At 72.0% G+C, this 17,950-nt stretch carries 12 protein-coding genes and 1 tRNA gene; 6 read left to right on the forward strand and 7 right to left on the reverse strand.

Going from position 1 to position 17,950, the window contains the following annotated elements; genetic code table 11:
* Positions 1-12 precede the first annotated feature (12 nt).
* From ACWDZ7_RS15430 to ACWDZ7_RS15440, 3 genes are all read right to left on the reverse strand, one after another.
* Positions 13-987 (reverse strand): ribose-phosphate diphosphokinase, encoded by a 975-nt coding sequence (locus ACWDZ7_RS15430; RefSeq protein ID WP_451797296.1) that lies wholly within the window; start codon positions 985-987, stop codon positions 13-15.
* Positions 988-1,103: 116 nt separating this feature from the next.
* Positions 1,104-2,552, reverse strand: a complete 1,449-nt coding sequence (gene glmU, locus ACWDZ7_RS15435; protein ID WP_451797298.1) for a bifunctional UDP-N-acetylglucosamine diphosphorylase/glucosamine-1-phosphate N-acetyltransferase GlmU — start codon at positions 2,550-2,552, stop codon at positions 1,104-1,106.
* Positions 2,553-2,673: 121 nt separating this feature from the next.
* Positions 2,674-2,747, reverse strand: a tRNA-Gln gene (locus ACWDZ7_RS15440).
* A gap of 178 nt (positions 2,748-2,925) precedes the next feature.
* On the opposite strand from ACWDZ7_RS15440, the gene ACWDZ7_RS15445 reads away from it, so the two are divergent.
* A complete protein-coding gene (locus tag ACWDZ7_RS15445) occupies positions 2,926-4,266 on the forward strand; it encodes a sensor histidine kinase (protein ID WP_451797299.1) in 1,341 nt (446 codons plus the stop codon).
* Between the two features lie 229 nt (positions 4,267-4,495).
* On the opposite strand, the gene ACWDZ7_RS15450 is transcribed toward ACWDZ7_RS15445, so the two are convergent.
* Positions 4,496-5,008, reverse strand: a complete 513-nt coding sequence (locus ACWDZ7_RS15450) for an SUKH-3 domain-containing protein (protein WP_451797300.1) — start codon at positions 5,006-5,008, stop codon at positions 4,496-4,498.
* A gap of 86 nt (positions 5,009-5,094) precedes the next feature.
* Positions 5,095-5,628 (reverse strand): YwqJ-related putative deaminase, encoded by a 534-nt coding sequence (locus tag ACWDZ7_RS15455; protein WP_451797451.1) that lies wholly within the window; start codon positions 5,626-5,628, stop codon positions 5,095-5,097.
* A gap of 345 nt (positions 5,629-5,973) precedes the next feature.
* Here ACWDZ7_RS15455 and ACWDZ7_RS15460 point away from each other — a divergent pair, with 345 nt between their 5' ends.
* From ACWDZ7_RS15460 to ACWDZ7_RS15470, 3 genes are all read left to right on the forward strand, one after another.
* Positions 5,974-6,960 (forward strand): SMI1/KNR4 family protein, encoded by a 987-nt coding sequence (locus ACWDZ7_RS15460; RefSeq protein WP_451797302.1) that lies wholly within the window; start codon positions 5,974-5,976, stop codon positions 6,958-6,960.
* A 7-nt stretch (positions 6,961-6,967) separates the two neighbouring features.
* Positions 6,968-9,859 carry an SUKH-4 family immunity protein gene (locus tag ACWDZ7_RS15465; protein ID WP_451797303.1) on the forward strand — a complete coding sequence of 964 codons (2,892 nt, stop codon included), beginning with the start codon at positions 6,968-6,970 and terminating at the stop codon, positions 9,857-9,859.
* A gap of 310 nt (positions 9,860-10,169) precedes the next feature.
* The gene (locus tag ACWDZ7_RS15470; RefSeq protein ID WP_451797305.1) at positions 10,170-11,075 is read left to right on the forward strand and encodes a cellulose-binding protein; all 906 of its coding nucleotides are present in this window, start codon (positions 10,170-10,172) and stop codon (positions 11,073-11,075) included.
* 55 nt (positions 11,076-11,130) lie between these two features.
* Here the strand turns inward: ACWDZ7_RS15470 and ACWDZ7_RS15475 are convergent, their stop codons facing one another.
* On the reverse strand, positions 11,131-12,621 hold the full coding sequence (locus tag ACWDZ7_RS15475; RefSeq protein ID WP_451797307.1) for an MDR family MFS transporter: 1,491 nt from the start codon (positions 12,619-12,621) through the stop codon (positions 11,131-11,133).
* Between the two features lie 376 nt (positions 12,622-12,997).
* Between ACWDZ7_RS15475 and ACWDZ7_RS15480 the strand changes: the two genes are divergently transcribed.
* Both ACWDZ7_RS15480 and ACWDZ7_RS15485 read left to right on the forward strand, forming a co-directional pair.
* Positions 12,998-13,786: an ABC transporter ATP-binding protein gene (locus ACWDZ7_RS15480; RefSeq protein ID WP_451797308.1), complete on the forward strand. Its 789-nt coding sequence runs from the start codon at positions 12,998-13,000 to the stop codon at positions 13,784-13,786.
* Complete coding sequence (locus tag ACWDZ7_RS15485) at positions 13,783-16,365, forward strand: ABC transporter permease (protein ID WP_451797309.1); 2,583 nt, start codon at positions 13,783-13,785, stop codon at positions 16,363-16,365. The genes ACWDZ7_RS15480 and ACWDZ7_RS15485 overlap by 4 nt, the downstream gene beginning before the upstream one ends.
* A 77-nt stretch (positions 16,366-16,442) precedes the next feature.
* On the opposite strand, the gene ACWDZ7_RS15490 is transcribed toward ACWDZ7_RS15485, so the two are convergent.
* Positions 16,443-17,900 carry a DUF2079 domain-containing protein gene (locus ACWDZ7_RS15490; protein ID WP_451797453.1) on the reverse strand — a complete coding sequence of 486 codons (1,458 nt, stop codon included), beginning with the start codon at positions 17,898-17,900 and terminating at the stop codon, positions 16,443-16,445.
* Positions 17,901-17,950 lie beyond the last annotated feature (50 nt).

Raw genomic sequence — 17,950 nt, forward strand, 5'->3', positions numbered from 1 at the left:
GACCGCCTGTGCCTACTGCTCCTCGAAGAGGCTCGTCACCGAGCCGTCCTCGAAGACCTCACGCACCGCGTTCGCGATCGTCGGCGCGATCGAGAGCACCGTGATCTTGTCGAGCTCCAGCTCGCCCGGCGTCGGCAGCGTGTCCGTGAACACGAACTCGCTCACCTTCGAGTTCTTCAGCCGGTCCGCGGCGGGACCGGACAGCACGCCGTGCGTGGCCGTCACGATGACGTCCTCGGCGCCGTGCGCGAACAGGGCGTCGGCGGCGGCGCAGATCGTGCCACCCGTGTCGATCATGTCGTCGACCAGGACGCAGACGCGGCCCTGGACCTCACCGACCACCTCGTGCACGGTGACCTGGTTCGCGACGTCCTTGTCACGGCGCTTGTGGACGATCGCCAGCGGCGCGCCCAGACGGTCGCACCAGCGGTCGGCCACGCGCACACGGCCGGCGTCCGGGGAGACCACCGTCAGCTTCGAACGGTCGACCTTCGCGCCCACGTAGTCCGCGAGGATCGGCAGCGCGAAGAGGTGGTCGACCGGGCCGTCGAAGAAGCCCTGGATCTGGTCCGTGTGCAGGTCGACCGTGAGGATGCGGTCGGCGCCCGCGGTCGCCATCAGGTCGGCGATCAGACGCGCCGAGATCGGTTCACGTCCGCGGTGCTTCTTGTCCTGGCGCGCGTAACCGTAGAACGGCACGATGACGGTGATGGAGCGGGCCGACGCGCGCTTCAACGCGTCGATCATGATCAACTGCTCCATGATCCACTTATTGATCGGAGCGGTGTGGCTCTGGATCAAGAAGCAGTCGGCGCCACGCGCCGACTCCTGGTAGCGGACGTAGATCTCACCATTGGCGAAATCAAAAGCCTTCGTCGGCACGATGCCGACACCCAGCTTGTGTGCGACCTCCTCGGCCAACTCGGGGTGGGCGCGGCCGGAGAAGAGCATCAACTTCTTCTCGCCGGTCGTCTTGATCCCGGTCACAGCACTGTCTCCTCAGAGAGTTCTTCCCGCTGCCGTACTCACGCGTCCCGATGCGACGAGTCGGCCGAATGTGTGCACCTATCACGGTACGCCGTGTCAGACGCACCTGTTTCCGGTCAGCTTGCGCTGTCCGCCTCCCGGGACGCCGCCTCCGCCGCCTTCGCGGCCGCGCTCCCCGGACGCTTGCGGGCCACCCAGCCCTCGATATTCCGCTGCTGGCCCCGGGCGACGGCCAGCGAACCCGCCGGCACATCCTTCGTGATCACGGACCCGGCGGCGGTGTAAGCACCGTCCCCCACCGTGACAGGAGCCACAAACATGTTGTCCGAACCCGTACGGCAGTGGGACCCCACCGTCGTGTGGTGCTTCGCCTCGCCGTCGTAGTTCACGAAGACACTCGCCGCGCCGATGTTGGAGTACTCACCGATCGTCGCGTCACCCACGTACGACAGATGCGGCACCTTCGAACCGTCGCCGACCGTCGCGTTCTTCATCTCCACATATGTACCCGCCTTGGCCTTCACCCCAAGCCGGGTGCCGGGCCGCAGATACGCGTACGGACCGACGCTCGCCCGCTCCCCGACCTCCGCGCCGTCCGCCACGCTGTTGTCGACCCGCGCCCCCGGGCCGACCTTCGTGTCCTTCAGACGCGTGTTGGGCCCCACCTCGGCGCCCTTGCCCAGATGCGTGGCGCCGTGCAGCTGCGTACCGGGATGCACGACCGCGTCCCGCTCGAAGGTGACCGTGGCGTCGACCCAGGTGGAGGCGGGGTCGACGACGGTGACGCCGGCGAGCATGGCCTCCGTCAGGAGCCGGTCGTTCAACGTCCGCCGGGCCGCGGCGAGTTGGACGCGGTTGTTGATACCCGCGATCTCCTCGTGGTCCTCGGCGACGGACGCGCCGACGCGGTGCCCGGCCTCGCGCAGAATCCCCAGCACGTCCGTCAGGTACTCCTCGCCCTGACTGTTGTCCGTACGCACCTTGCCGAGCGCCTCCGCCAGGAGCCGGCCGTCGAAGGCGAACACCCCGGAGTTGATCTCACGGATCGCGCGCTGCGACTCGGTGGCGTCCTTGTGCTCGACGATCGCGGTGACCGCGCCGTTCGCGCTGTCGCGCACGATGCGGCCGTAGCCGGTCGCGTCCGGCACCTCGGCGGTCAGCACGGTCACGGCGTTGCCGTCTCCGCTGTGCGTGGCGGCCAGGTTCTGGAGCGTCGCGCCGGTGAGCAGCGGGGTGTCGCCGCATACGACGATGACGGTGCCGTCCACCGAACCGCCGAGCTCTTCGAGACCGATGCGGACGGCGTGGCCCGTGCCGTTCTGCTCGGCCTGGTAGGCGGTGCGGACCTGCGGGGCGGTGGCGCGGAGATGGTCCTTGACCTGGTCGCTCTGGAACCCGACGACGGTGACGAGCTGCTCGGGGGTGAGCGCGTAGGCCGCCTCCAGCACATGGCCGATGAGGGAACGGCCACAGAGCTCGTGCAGGACCTTGGGAAGGTCCGACTTCATACGGGTGCCCTCACCCGCTGCGAGGACGACGACGGCTGCCGGGCGGTTGGCGCTCACGGGGATGCCCTTCGGCTTCGGATGGCTAGTGCCTCTGTGGGGTGGACATCCGCAGGATACCGGGGCGTAGGGGGCTGGAAATGGGGGCGGGTCCCGACCTGGCGGTCAGGACCCGAACCTGTGGCTCCCGGAGAAGGATTCGAACCCTCATTCAACGGACCAAAACCGTTTGTCCTGCCCTTAGACGATCCGGGATGGCGCGCGCCTTATGTCCGGTGTGATCAACCGGATCGAGGCGCGGACAACACTATGCCGTACCGGGCGCCTTCCGTGCGACGGTACGGATCGGGGTGCCGCGTTCCACGCCGAGCAGCTCGGCCAACGCGGGAAACTCACCGGAAAACCGGGGTGGAACGCCCGTACGCTGGAAGGCATGACCACGACGGGGGACAACCACACCATGGCCATGACCGGGCCATGGTGGTGGGAGAGGCGACGCGGGGCCGCGTTGGATGTGGGGCTCGCGGTGGTGTCCGCGGCGGAGTGCGGGGCCGAGGGGGTGGCCTTCGCGGGGGACGCGGGGCTGCCGACGGCGGTGGGGGTCGGTTTCGGGGTCCTCGCGGGCTCCGCGCTGCTGGTCCGGCGGCGGTGGCCGGTCGCCGTGGTGCTCATAGCCATCGCGATCACGCCCGCCCAGATGGGCTTTCTGCTGACGATCGTCGGCCTCTACACGCTGGCGGCCTCGGAGCTGCCGCGCCGGGTGACGGGCGCGCTCGCGGGCATGTCGATGGCGGGGACGCTGATCGTCGCGCTGGTGCGGGCGAGCCAGGATCTGGCGGAGGAGGGTTCGCATCCGCCGATCGGGAGCGAGTTCGTGCCGTTCTTCGCCGTCGCGGCGTCGATCGGGGTGACGGCTCCGCCGGTGCTGCTCGGTCTCTATGTGGGGGCGCGGCGGCGGTTGATGGAGAGCCTGCGGGAGCGTGCGGACGATCTTGAGCGGGAGCTCCAGTTGCTCGCCGAGCGTGCGGAGGAGCGCGCGGAGTGGGCGCGGAACGAGGAGCGGACGCGGATCGCCCGTGAGATGCACGACGTGGTGGCGCACCGGGTGAGCCTGATGGTCGTGCACGCGGCGGCGTTGCAGGCGGTGGCGCGGAAGGATCCGGAGAAGGCCGTGAAGAACGCGGCGCTGGTCGGTGACATGGGGCGGCAGGCGCTGACGGAGTTGCGGGAGATGCTGGGGGTCTTGCGGGCGGGCGACGGCGTGCAGAGCGCGAAGCCCGTGCGGCCCGCGGAGCCGGTTCCGTTGGCCGCGGTGGGGTACGCGGCGGCGGCCGCGGCGTCGCGTGCGGTGGACGAGGACGGCCCGTCCCTGGCGGAGCTGGACGAGTTGGTGGGGCAGTCGCGGGCGGCGGGCATGGCGGTCGATCTGTCGGTGCAGGGCGAGCCGCGTGGTTACGCCGCCGATGTGGAGCAGACCGCGTACCGCGTGGTGCAGGAGGCGCTGACGAACGTGCACAAGCACGCGGCGGGCGCGAAGACGTATGTCCGGTTGGCGCATCGGACGGCGGAGATAGCGATGCAGGTGGAGAACGAGCCACCGCCGGACCCCGGTTCGACGACGGACGCGCGGCTGCCGAGCGGCGGCAACGGCTTGGTGGGCATGAAGGAACGCGTCACGGGGCTCGGCGGAGTCTTCGTGTCGGGCCCGACGGACGACGGCGGCTTCCGGGTCTCGGCGGTACTGCCGGCGGCGGTGGTTCCGGCGGCGGGGTAGCGGGGGGCGGCTGCGGGGTGCGGGCTGCGGCGGGCTGTGGGCTGGTGTGCTGGGCGGGCTGCGTGCGCTGTGCGGCTCGTGGCCTGCGACCGCAGGGTTCGTGGTGCGGGCTGCGGGTGTCGTGCGGGCTCGTGGCCCTGTGGCCGCGGGGTTGGTGGGGGCTCGTGTCGCGGCGTACGGCGGCCGCAGATGTCGTGTGGGTCCGTGCGGCGCGCGCGGCGTGCGTTGGTCAGCTTGCCGTCAGGCGGGTCGGCTGGGCGCCGGTGATCAGGGTGGCCAGGGCCTGGTCCATGTGGGCGCCGAGGAACCAGTCGCCGCTGTGGTCGAGGCTGTAGACGCGGCCCTCCGTGTCGATGGCGAGCAGCGCCTGCGTGTCCGTCTCCTCGCCGATCGGGCAGACCTCGGTGTCGAGGGCGCGGCCGAGGTCGCCGAGGGTGCGGGCGAGGTGCAGACCGTACAGGGGGTCGAAGTGCACGGTGGCGGGCGCGATCTGGCGGCCGGGGCCCTGAGGGGTGATGTGCAGTCCGCCGAATTCGGCCCAGGCCTCGACGGCGGCGGGGAAGACGGCGTGGCGGTGCCCGGCGGGTGAGGTGTGGCGGCGCAGGACGTCCGCCCAGATCTCGGCCTGTTTGATGTCCCAGCGCCCGGGGCGCCAGCCGGCGGTGCGCAGGGCGGCGTCGACGGGGACGGGGAAGCGGGTGCTGCCGCCGGCCGGGGCGGTGGCGGTGTGGTCGGCGTGCATGGGGTGGCCCTTGTTCGGTCGGAGACGGTCGGATGGGACGGGCGGAGGGACGGCGGGGCGTCGGTCGGCTGGTGTCCGGGCGACGGTCAGGCCTCGGTGCTCGTCGGGTCCACGACCCGTACGCCGAAGTGCGCCGTGAGAGCGGTGCAGGAACGGCAGGGCTGGGCGAAGGAGCCGTGCAGGGGGTCGCCGTCCTCGCGGATGCGGCGCGTGGTCAGTTTGGCGTGTTTCAGCGCCTTGCGGGCCTCGCCGTTGGTCATGGGTTTGCGTGCGGCTCGTTTGGAGCGGCTCGCGTCGGCCGCCGTGAGGTGGCGGGAGACGAGGATGGCCTCGGCGCAGCGGCCGGTGAAGCGTTCGCGCTGGCCGCTGGTGAGGGCGTCGAGGAAGTCCTGGACGAGCGGGTGGAGCGTGGGGGGCTCCTCGCCGCGGCTCGGAGTGCAGGTGAGTGTGGTCTGGCCGCGTGCGGAGAGGGCGGCGGCGACGGTCGGCAGTATGCCGTCGCGGCGCTGACGCAGAATGGGCGCGTGGGCGGCGGTGCTGCTCCAGCCGACGCGTGGATCGCCGGAGAGGGTGCCGGGTGCCGCCTCCTCCGCCGTGGCGGGTGCGGTGGTGGACGCCATGGCGGATGCCGTGCCCGCCGCCTCGGCCGCCGTTGTGGACAGCGTGTGTCCGGTGGTGCCGCTCTGTGCCGTGTGCATCGTGCTGTTCCCCTCCCCCTGCTCGCGGCCGTCACCGCGTGTGTGCCGCCACGCCCCCGCGTCGCGGGGGACAGCCTGCCAAATGGGGCGGGTGGTGCGGAAGCTGGGGCTCTGCGACACGCCTGGCTCCGGGTCGGGTTTCGTCGCACGGTGACCGTCCGGTGGCTGCAGGTCATGGAACCGGAGGCCCGGTGACCGGTGTCGTCCTTACGCATAGGCTGTGTCGACATCCGTAGGACTTTCACAGTGCCGCAGGGGGCAACCGCCATGACGACAGGTCGGCTGGGGCAGCAGTCCGCGCCGCCGAACGCGGCCTACGCCGGGCAGGTCGTGCACTTCCCGGATCCCGTCCGCGCCGCCCGCCACCCCAGAGGGGTGCGCGTGGACGAGCGGGGCTACCCGGACTTCTCGCCCTACGCGCGTGCCGCCGCCGAGATCGCGGAGCCTCCGGAGGGCTTCGGTGTCGACGAACTGCGCCTGACGGACTACGTGTCCGCGAACGCGGCGCTGGCCGCGGACGGCCACGACCTGTGGGACACGATTCCCGCGGTGGCGACCCCGCACGGCTGGACCTGGCACCACGCGCCGGACAGCCGCCGGCTGGAGCTGGTCCCGGTCGAGGTGAAGGCGCTCCTCCGGCACCACGGCGGGATCGCGACGACGGCCGTGGACCAGGACAAGAGGGGCACGCGGCCGCTGCAGGAGACGCGGCCCGCGCACTTCGGTCTGCCGAAGGCGGCGGTCGCGGTGACCGAGCAGCAGGTCCAGGGGGTGGAGGAGGAACTCGGCTACCGCCTGCCGGGCGCCTACCGCTCCTTCCTGAAGGCGGCGGGTGGCTGCGCGCCGGTGGGCGCGGCCCTGGACGCCGAGTTGGGTCTTCTGGTGGACCAGCCGTTCTTCACGGTGCGGGACGAGGCCGCGGTCAATGACCTGGTGTACGTCAACAAGTGCCTGCGCGACCACCTCACCAAGGACTACCTGGGCGTCGGTTTCGTGCAGGGCGGGCTGCTCGCGGTGCGGGTCAAGGGTGAGCGGGTCGGTTCCGTGTGGTTCTGCGCGTACGACGATGTGCGCGACCAGGACGCGTGGCCGCCCGCGGAGCGGGTGCGGCGGCTGCTGCTGCCGTGCGGCGACGACTTCGACGAGTTCCTGACCCGGCTCGCGGGTAATCCGCCGGAGCTGGAGACCGTGGCGAACCTGATGGTGGACGGCGGCTTCGCGCGTGCCGTCCCCGTGTCCTCGGCTGGGGAGTGACTAGGCGATGGTGACCTTCGCGCAGGCGCAGGAGCGCGCCGAAGAGTGGATCAACGGCGAGGTGCCGGGCTATCAGCACCGTGAGGTGCGGGTCCGGGAGTTCGACCTCGGGTTCGTGGTGTGGGCCGAGGACCGGGAGAACGGTCCGGTGTCCGACGGCGGCGGCCAGCGGCTCGTCATCGCGCGGGACAGCGGAGAGGCCACGCTCTGGCCCTCGCTTCCCGTGGGCGAGGTGATTCGCCGGTACGAGGAGGAGTACGGACTGCCGGACGCGGCACCGCAGGACGCGGTGGTGCCGCAGCCGGAGCGGGTCGACCTGAATCAGACGTCGTTCCTGCTGACTCCGCCGGAGTGGTTGCAGGAGGCGGCGGACAAGATGGGGATTCCGGACCGGAGGGCGGGTTCTGGCGGGGACGCCGGGGCGTCGCCCGACGAGGCGGACGCTGCCAAGAGTTCCCCTCCCGTAGCTCCCGTAGCTGCCGTAGCTCCCGCGGCTGCCTCCGTGCCGGACAGTGGTACGCCGTGGCCCGCCGCGGCCGGGGCTCCGGGCGGGGACAGTACGCCCGCCCGTGACGACAGCCTGCCGGTGACGTCGCCGGGCGTGCCCGCGGGGGCGACTCCGTGGGCCGGTACGGACACCAACGCCGATGGGGGCGAGGACCTTTCGGTACCGGCGCCCGCGACGGTGTTCGCGCCGCCGCTGGTCGCCGTGGACGGGGACGGCACCCCGCGGCCGGGCGTCGCGCCGGAGGCCAAGACGGCCCTGATGCACGGCGGCAGCCACCTCCCGGCGACGGCCATCGCCCCGGCCCTGGACGACCCGCCCCAGGGCACACCACCCCGGCCCACGGACCGGACGACGCCACCGCCGGCAGTGCGGGACGCTTCCGCGTATGGGTATCCCCAGGGACCGGGTGCACCGTTGCCGCCTGCGCCGGGAGCGAATGCGTCTGCGTACCCGCAGGGTGCTGGGGCTGCTGGGCCTGACGCGCCGCAGCAGCCCGCTGGTTCATCGGTTCCACCTGCGCCGGGGGCCGATGCGTCCGCGTACCCGCAGGGGCCGGGTGCACCGTTGCCGCCTACTGGTTCGCCGGCCACGCCCGCTCCGGGCGCGAATGCTTCCGCGTATGGCTACCCGCAGGGACTGGGTGCCACTGGCCCCAACGCGCCGCAGCCGCCTGCTGGTTCGCCGGTTCCGCCTGTGCCGGGGGCCGATGCGTCCGCGTACGGGTATCCGCAGGGGCCGGGTGTCATGGGTGCCAACGCGGCGCAGCCGGTAGCCGGTTCGCCGGTTCCGTCTCCGTCGGGGGACGTCGCTGATGCTGCTGGCAGTGAGGCTCAGGGGGCGCCACGAGGGAGTGTGCCGCCGCCGTCTTCCGGGCCCGGTGCTCCCGGCACTCCGGCCGGTGGGTATGTTCCGACTCAGCTCGTCTCCTCGCTCGGGCCAGACGGGCCCCAGCCGCCGCCTGCCGCCCCGGCGGCGCCCGGTACGCCTCCGGGGGGTGTGCATCACGCCGCCACGATGTTCGCCGATCCGAGTCTTGGTGGGGCCGGTGGGATCAAGCCTCCGGGGGCTCCGGGTGCGCCGCAGCCGCCTGGGCCTCCCGGTGCGCCCGGTGCGCCGGGTACGCCTCCGGGGGGTGTGCATCACGCCGCCACGATGTTTGCCGATCCGAGTGTTGGTGGGGCCGGTGGGATCAAGCCTCCGGGGGCTCCGGGGGCTCCGGGTGCGCCGCAGCCGCCTGGGCCTCCCGGTGCGCCCGGTGCGCCGGGTACGCCTCCGGGGGGTGTGCATCACGCCGCCACGATGTTGGCCGGGCCCGCGGTCGGCGGGCCGGGTGGGCCCGGTATGCCGCCTCCGCCCGCGCCGGTGCGGCCGGGGCCGCCCGGGCAGCCGTACGGCTATCCGCAGCCGCCCACCGGGCAGCCCACCGTGGGCCCCGGCTACCAGGCCGTGCTGCGCTACCGCGCGGCCGACGGTTCCGAGCAGCAGCTGATCCGCCGCTCGGCGCCCGGCACGCCGCACCCGGAGTGGCAGATCCTGCACGAGCTGCGCGGCATGAACGTGCCGCCGCAGCAGGTGCTGGAGCTCCACACCGAGTTGGAGTCGTGCGAGCTGCCTGGCGCCTACTGCGCCCGCATGATCCGTGAGACCTGGCCGCAGGCGCGGATCACGTCCATCGCCCCGTACGGCAAGGACCACGCGTCCCGCCGGCAGGGCATGCAGCAACTCCTCGCGCATCAAGGAGAACTGCACCAGGTCGCGGACGGGCCGGCCCGCCCCGCGCCCGTACGCGCCCCGCTGCAGCAGATGCCGCCCGCCCCGCCGATTCCGCCGGAGGGCATCGCGCAGGAGCTGGCCGCGGCCTTCGGTCCGGGCATCTTCCGCTTCGACCAGCGGGCGGTGTCCCGGCAGGGCGTGCCGGACATCGTGGCCCACACCCTCGTGGTGGCGGGTCTGCCCGTCGACTTCGGGCCGTTCTTCTGGGCGCAGGCCCAGCCGGGCCGCCCGGTGCCGACGCTGGCGGAGCTGGCACAGGAGCGCGGCGTGCAGCCGGCGTCCGACGCGGGCTCGTACCTGGTGATGGGCAGCGACTTCGGGCGCGCCCTCTGCGTGCAGTACGGGACGGCGAACATCGTGGCCGTGCCGGTGGAGGCCGGGCCCGGCGGCACCCCCGTACCGCCGCAGTTCGTGAACACGGGCCTGCCCGAGTTCACGCGCTGCATGGCGCTGCTCGGCCGCATGTGGCGGCTGCGCTTCGGGCTCAACCAGGAGCAGGCGGGCCGCTGGACCGTCGACTTCCAGAACCAGCTGGCCGCCCTCGACCCGGCGGCGCTCGCGTCACCGGAGAGCTGGTGGTCGGTGCTGCTCGAACAGATGTGGGACGGGCTGTTGTAGCGGAGGCGGCGGGACCGGGGGACGTGACGACGTGACCCGGAGGTGTACGGAGAAGGCGCTCGACCTGCGTGAGAGGTCGGGCGCCTCCTTCGTTCGGGGGGCCGGGACGCGAGTCCGGGGGCACGGGCCCAGGAGTGCTGGACCATATGGGCTTGGACGGGGAGAGGCTTTCGGCTTTCCGTGGCGATTGCCGCATCCTTGACCAGGTGGAGTGGGCGGAGTGTCGCGTTATGAGCGCTTCCGCTTGATCCATCAAGATGTGCGCCAATCGCGCTGTACGCGCGAGGTACGTCGGAGAGGGGTTCCCAGGATGAGCAGCAGCGATGCATCGTCGTCGCCGCACGGCTTCACCATCGTGCGCGGGCGCGGCGGCTACCGTCCCCAGCAGGTGGAGGCGTACACCGCCGGACTTTCCCAGGCGCGGGACGACGCGTGGGAGCGTGCCGCCCGGCTGACCGTCCTCGCCAAGAACATGGAGGCCCAGGCCGCGCAGCTGCGGGACACGGTGGCGCGGCTCGCCCCTCAGACGTACGAGGCGCTGGGCGGGCGGCCCCGGCAGATCCTCGCGCTCGCCGAGGCGGAGGCCGCCGCCGTGCGGGAGGCGGCGCGGGAGGACGCGCAGGCCGTGACCGAGGAGGCCGGTGCCGAGGCGCGTGCGCTGCGGGAGGCCGCTCGCGCGTACGCCGACGAGCTGGGCGCGGACGCCGACGAATGGGTCAGGCGGCGGCTCGTGGAGGACCGGGCCACGGCCGACGAGGCCCGGGTCTCCGCCCGGCGGGACGTGAAGGAGTGGCGCGGCGAGGCGCTGGCCGCGCTGCGGGAGATGCGGCTGCGGTGCGAGGGGCTGCTCGCCGAGCGGGAGAAGGAGCAGGCCGAGCGGTGGGAGGCGGCCGAGCGGGAGATCTCCGAGCGGGAGGCGGCGTCGGACGCGCGGGACGCGGAGCGGATCGCGGCCGCGGAGGTGCGGCTCGCCGAGGCCGAGCGTGCGTACGCCGAGGTGGAGGAGGGGGCGCGGCACGGGCTGGAGGACGCGGCGGCGCGGGGCGCGGAGATCGTCGCGGAGGCGCGGTTGCGGGAGGAGCGGTGTGTCCGGGAGACGGAGCGGGTTCTTCGGGAGCATGGGGAGTCGTGGGATGAGGTGCGGGCACATATGGACCATGTGCGCAGTAGCCTTGCCGCGCTTACGGGGCGGGCTCCCGCGGAGGAAGCGCCGTAGCGTTGGCGGTTCTCAGGGCCGCCGCTTCGCGGCGGATGTCTCCCGCGGCCCGTGCCTACGCGTCGTCCGTCTTGAAGCGACGCGGTGCCACGAAAAGTAGGGCCAGTAGGGCCAGTACCGCGGCGCAGGCCGCGCCCATGTAGACCGTGTCGACCGCCGCGTCCACCGCTCGGCGAAGCCGGTCCGGGTCGGCCACGGAATCGGGGTCGTCCAGGACGCGGGCGACCGAGTCGAGGGAGCCGGAGCCGCCGAGGCGTGCGCTCAGGACGCCGTTGGCGACCGCGCCGAAGAGTGCCGCGCCCAGGGTCTGGCCGATCTGGCGGCAGAAGAGGATGGACGCGGTGGCCGTGCCGCGTTCGGACCAGCCGACGGTGGACTGGACGCCGACGATCAGGGGGAGTTGGAAGAGGCCGAGGGCCGCGCCGAGGAGCAGCATGATCAGGGCCGGCTGCCAGGCGTCACCGGGGTAGGGGAGCAGGGGGAAGGCCAGCAGGATCAGGGCCGCCGCCGAGATGCCGACGACCGCCGTGTCGCGGAAGCCGAGCCTGCGGTACACGTGCTGGCTGAGCGCGGCGGAGACGGGCCAGCTCAGGGTCATCACGGAGAGCACGAACCCGGCGGCGACGGGGGCGAGCCCGAGCACGGACTGGGCGTAGGTGGGCAGGAAGACCGTGGGGGCGACCATCAGGAGGCCGAGCGCGCCGAGCGCGAGGTTCACCGCGGCGATGGCGCGCCGCCGCCAGACCCAGCCGGGGATGATCGGCTCCGCGGCGTGCCGCTCGATGAGGACGACGACGGCCAGCAGGGCGAGCCCGGCCGCGAACAGCGCGAGCGAGGGCGCGGAGAGCCAGGGCCAGGCGACGCCGCCCTGTACGAGCGCGGTCAGCAGGACGCCGCCGCAGGCGAAGACGGCGAGCGCGCCGGGCCAGTCGACGCGGCCGCGCGCCGCCGTCTCCCGTTCCGGTTCGTGGAGGTGACGCACGATCAGCCAGAGTGCGAGCGCGCCGATCGGCAGGTTGATGAGGAAGATCCAGCGCCAGTCGGCGTACGAGGCGATGAGGCCGCCGATGGCGGGGCCCGCGACGGCCGAGGTGGCCCACACCGTCGACAACCTCGCCTGGATCTTGGGGCGTTCCTTGAGCGGATAGAGGTCGGCGGCGAGCGTCTGCACCGTGCCCTGTATGGCGCCGCCGCCCAGGCCCTGGACGACGCGGAAGGCGATGAGCGACTCCATGTTCCAGGCGAGGGCGCAGAGCGCGGAGCCGAGCAGGAACAGCACGCTGCCCGCGATGAGTACGGGTTTGCGGCCGAAGGTGTCGGAGAGCTTGCCGTAGACGGGCAGGGTGACCGTGGCCGCGAGGAGGTAGCCGGAGAAGAGCCAGGAGAAGATCGAGAAGCCGCCGAGCGAGCCCACGATCTGTGGGACGGCGGTCGACACGATCGTGGAGTCGACGGCGGTCAGCGCCATGGCCAGCATCAGCGCGGCGACGACCGCGCCCCGGCCCCGTGTCGCGTCCCGGCTCCGTACCGCGTTCTGCGTGCCCACGACGATTCCTTCCCCCGTTCCCCCTGCACCAGTTGACGCGGGCCACTTTCTCACCCGCCGGGGGCGGGAGGGCAGGGTGTAGTCGACCCTGAGTTGATCTCCACCGACGGGTGGAGATCCCCTAGGGGAAACTCCGTACTACGGACCGGGGAGGGCTCGTACCGCCGGAGGATGAGCGGGCCCGGTCCGGTCTTTAGATTGGCTTTACGGCGGGCCACACCGCCGAGGGTGGGGTTTTCCCCCGGAAAAGACTGCGCTGGGCACCAGCGCGCCGGACCCCCCGCCGACACCAGACTTGTTCGCACGGCGAACGCACGCGACCTACCGCGATGTACCTGTACCCGACTTACCGCATGACCGACATAGGAGACTTACCGTGACAACGGCTGTGACCACACCCAGGCACGGGGGCACTGGAGGGCGTACGGCCGTGGCGGCGCGGGCGCGCCAGGTCGTGAAGGCGTACGGCTCCGGGGAGACCCGCGTCGTCGCACTCGACCGGATCGATGTGGACATCGCCCGCGGGCAGTTCACCGCGATCATGGGCCCCTCCGGCTCCGGCAAGTCCACCCTGATGCACTGCCTCGCCGGCCTCGACACGGTGACGTCCGGGCAGATCCATCTGGACGAGACCGAGATAACCGGCCTGAAGGACAAGAAGCTCACGCAGCTGCGCCGGGACCGGATCGGCTTCATCTTCCAGGCGTTCAACCTGCTGCCGACGCTCAACGCCCTGGAGAACATCACGCTCCCCATGGACATCGCGGGCCGCAAGCCGGACAAGCGGTGGCTGGACCAGGTCGTGGAGACCGTGGGCCTCGCCGGGCGCCTCAAGCACCGCCCCACCGAGCTGTCCGGCGGCCAGCAGCAGCGCGTCGCCGTGGCCCGCGCGCTCGCCTCGCAGCCCGAGATCATTTTCGGCGACGAGCCGACCGGCAACCTCGACTCCCGTGCCGGAGCGGAGGTGTTGGGCTTTCTGCGGCGCTCCGTGACCGACCTCGGCCAGACCATCGTGATGGTCACGCACGACCCGGTCGCCGCCTCGTACGCGGACCGGGTGCTGTACCTCGCCGACGGCCGGATCGTCGACGAGATGTACCACCCGACCGCCGACCAGGTCCTGGACAGGATGAAGTCGTTCGACGCGCGGGGGCGCACCTCATGACCGTCCTCAAGACCTCGATGCGCAACTTCTTCGCGCACAAGGGCCGCATGGCGCTCTCCGCCGTGGCCGTGGTCCTGTCGGTGGCGTTCGTGTGCGGCACGCTCGTCTTCTCCGACACCATGAGCACCACCTTCGACAAGCTCTTCGCGGCGACCTCCGCCGACGTCACGGTCACCCCCAAGACCGCCGAGGACGCGGGTGAGGCGCCGCGCAGCGGCAGGCCCGAGTCGATGCCCGCCTCCGTGGTCGGCGAGGCGAAGAAGGCCGAGGGCGTCAAGGCCGCCGAGGGCGCGGTCAGCAGCCAGAGCGTGACCGTCGTCGACGAGAAGAACAAGAACGTCGGTCCCACCAGCGGCGGCCCGACCATCGCCGGCAACTGGACGCGCAACGACCTGCGTTCGATGGACATCACCTCCGGCCACTCCCCGCGCGGCCCCACCGAGATGATGGTCGACGCCGACACCGCCGACAAGCACGACCTGAAGATCGGTGACGAGCTGCGCACCATCGCCGCCACCGGCGACCACACCGCGAAGATCTCCGGCATCGCCACCTTCAAGGTGACCAACCCCGGCGCCGCGATCGTCTACTTCGACACCGCCACCGCCCAGCGCGAACTGCTCGGCGCCACCGCCCGGTTCACGCACGTCAACCTCACCGCCGCCGCGGGCGTCAGCGACACCCGGCTGAAGGCGAACGTCGCGACGGCCCTGGACAGGGCCTCGTACGAGATCAGGACGCAGAAGGAGACCGCGGACGACAACCGCGAGTCCGTCAGCGGCTTCCTGAACGTGATGAAGTACGCGATGCTCGGCTTCGCCGGGATCGCCTTCCTCGTCGGCATCTTCCTGATCATCAACACCTTCTCGATGCTGGTCGCCCAGCGCACCCGCGAGATCGGCCTGATGCGTGCCATCGGGTCCAGCCGCAAGCAGGTCAACCGCTCCGTGCTCGTCGAGGCGACGCTGCTCGGCGTCTTCGGGTCCGTCCTCGGCGTCGGCGCGGGCATCGGCCTCGCCGTCGGTCTGATGAAGCTCATGTCCGGCATGGGCATGGAGCTGTCCACCGGCGACCTCACCGTCAGCTGGACGACGCCCGTGGTCGGCATGGTCCTCGGCATCGTCGTCACCGTCCTCGCCGCCTACCTCCCCGCGCGGCGGGCCGGCAAGGTCTCCCCGATGGCCGCCCTGCGCGACGCGGGCACCCCGGCGGACGGCCGGGCGAGCGCGCTGCGCGCCGTCATCGGCCTGGTCCTCACCGGCGCCGGCGCCTTCGGCCTCTACGCCGCCTCGCAGGCCGACAAGGCCAAGGAGGGCTCGCTCTTCCTGGGCGGCGGGGTCGTCCTGACCCTCATCGGCTTCGTCGTCATCGGCCCGGTGCTCGCCTCCGGTGTCGTACGCGTCATCAGCGCGGTGCTGCTCCGGGCGTTCGGGCCGGTCGGGCGGATGGCCGAGCGCAACGCCCTGCGCAACCCGCGCCGCACCGGCGCCACCGGCGCGGCTCTGATGATCGGCCTCGCGCTGGTCGCCTGCCTCTCCGTGGTCGGCTCCTCGATGGTCGCCTCCGCCACGGACGAGCTGGACAAGTCGGTCGGCGCGGACTTCATCATCGAGCCCACCCAGCCCGGCATCTCCATCACGGAGAAGGCCGCCGAGGCCCTGGAGAAGGCCGACCACATCGGCCACATCACCCGCTACAAGCAGATCAGCGCGGACATGACGACGCCCGACGGCAAGACCGTGGACGGCGTCGGCATGAGCGCCGCCGACCCGACGTACGCCAAGGACCTGCGCCGCGAGACGGTCGCCGGTGAACTGTCCGCCGCGTACGGGAAGAACGCCATGTCGGTCGGCGACGAGTTCGCCAAGAAGCACGGCCTGAAGGTCGGCGACGAGCTGAAGGTCGCCTTCGAGCACGGGAAGACGGCCGAGCTGAGGCTCGCGGCGATCACGTCGGACGACGGCACGGTCGACAAGGGCGCGATGTACACGAACATCACGACGCTGGAGAGCTACGTCCCGGCGGACCGGATGCCGCAGAACGACATCATGTTCGCCACGGCCGCCAAGGGACAGGAGGACGCCGCCTACCAGTCCCTGAAGGACTCCATGGCGGCGTACCCGCAGTACAAGGTCATGGACCAGACCGACTTCAAGCAGACCCTGAAGGACCAGGTCGGCCAGATGCTGAACATGGTCTACGGCCTGCTCGGCCTCGCGATCATCGTCGCCATCCTCGGTGTGGTGAACACCCTGGCCCTCTCGGTGGTCGAGCGCACCCGGGAGATCGGCCTGATGCGGGCCATCGGGCTCTCGCGCCGCCAGCTGCGCCGCATGATCCGCATGGAGTCGGTGGTCATCGCCCTCTTCGGCGCGCTGCTCGGCCTCGGCCTGGGGATGGGCTGGGGGGCGACGGCACAGAAGCTCCTCGCCCTTGAGGGCCTGAAGGTCCTGGAGATCCCCTGGCCGACGATCATCGGGGTCTTCATCGGGTCGGCGTTCGTGGGCCTCTTCGCGGCGCTGGTCCCGGCCTTCCGGGCGGGCCGGATGAACGTCCTGAACGCGATCGCCACCGAATAGCCACCGCGACGGGGGAGCGGGGGAGCAGGCCCCCGGCGGACGCTCGCCGAGCGTCCGCCGGGGGCCTGCCGTGCTGTCTAGGCCCGGCGCAGCAGGACGTACCCGTAGGCGGTGTCCTGATGGACGTACCGCACACCCGGATGCAGCTTCTGGGCGTACGCGACCGGGTCCTTCGTCCAGCCGGACCGCACGTCGAGGGCGACGTACTGGGGGACGACCGGGCGGGCCGCGCCCACCCAGAAGACGCGGGTACGGGAGGTGAGCCTGCTGATGGGCCCGATGTTCGCCTCGACGGTGGCGCCGTCCGGCACCCGCTCCAGCATCCGTTCCACCGCGGCGACGCGCCCGCTCTTCTCGTACGTCTTCGCTTCGGTGAGGCCCGCCAGCGGCAGGGACGTCGTCAGGGCCAGCGCGGCGGCGGCGACGCAGGCGGGCAGCCGGTCGGCGTACTGGCGCAGCCACGGCCGCTCGCTGCGGCGGAAGATGTCGACGGCGTCGACGAGGGCGAGCAGGACCACCGGCATCAGGACGGCGCTGTAGTGCCAGTCGGTGCCCCAGTAGTGGTCGTCGGCGGAGAGGAACCGCCAGCCGAGCGTGGGCAGCGCGACCAGGAGCAGCGGTGAGCGCAGGGCGAGCAGCCCGGTGGTGGGGAGCAGCAGCCAGACGAGCGTGCGCAGCTTCGTGTCGAGACCGCCGAACGCCCCGGCGGCCGCGCCGCCCTCGCCGACCTTGCCCCAGTAGTCGTAGGCACCCCCCGAGTTGAACGCCGGGATGATCAGGGTGAGGGTGACGAGCGTGGCGACGGCGCCGAAGGCGGCGACGGCGAGGGCGTGGGGCACGGCCTTGGAGTGGCCGCGCCGGTGGGCCCGGACCGCCACGACGAGCGCGATGGCGGCGAGCGTCGCCCCCAGGTCCTCCTTGACGAGGACCAGCGGCAGCGCCCACAGCAGCGCGGCCCGCCACCGCTGCCGCACCACCGCTTCGAGGGAGAACGCGATCAGCGGTACGGCGAAGCAGATCTCGTGGAAGTCGAAGTCGGCGGCGCGCTGGATGCCCCACGACAGTCCGTACGCGATGCCCACGGCGAGCCCCGAGCCGCGCCCGAGCAGCCGCGTCGCGGCGCGCGTGACGGGGATCGCGGAGACGGCGAGGAGCAGCGCCTGCGCGACGAGCAGCGTGACGGGGGAGGGGAAGAGGCGGTAGGCGGGCGCGAGGAGCGCGGTGACGGGGCTGAAATGGTCGCCGAGGATGTTGGCGCCGGGCCCCTTGAGGTCGGCGACCGGCACCTGGAGGTGCGCGTAGGCCCGCACGGCCTGCTCGAAGATCCCGAGATCCCAGGAGCGGGTCTCCATACGGCGGTAGCGCCCGATGGACACCGCGGCGTACGCGAGGAACAGCCCGGCGGCGAGAAGGTACGGCACGCGGTCCCGGACGCCGCGGGGCCCTGGGCGGGGGCCGGGGCGGGCCTGGTCCCGCGACGGTATGAGCTGGTCGCCGCGCTCCTGCGCGGGGGCGTCGGGCTGTGCTCCGGGCATTCCGGGCATGGATGACTTCCTGGTCGGGTTCTGCCCCTCCGGCGTTTGAG

It is taken from the genome of Streptomyces sp. NPDC003032, from assembly GCF_053591415.1.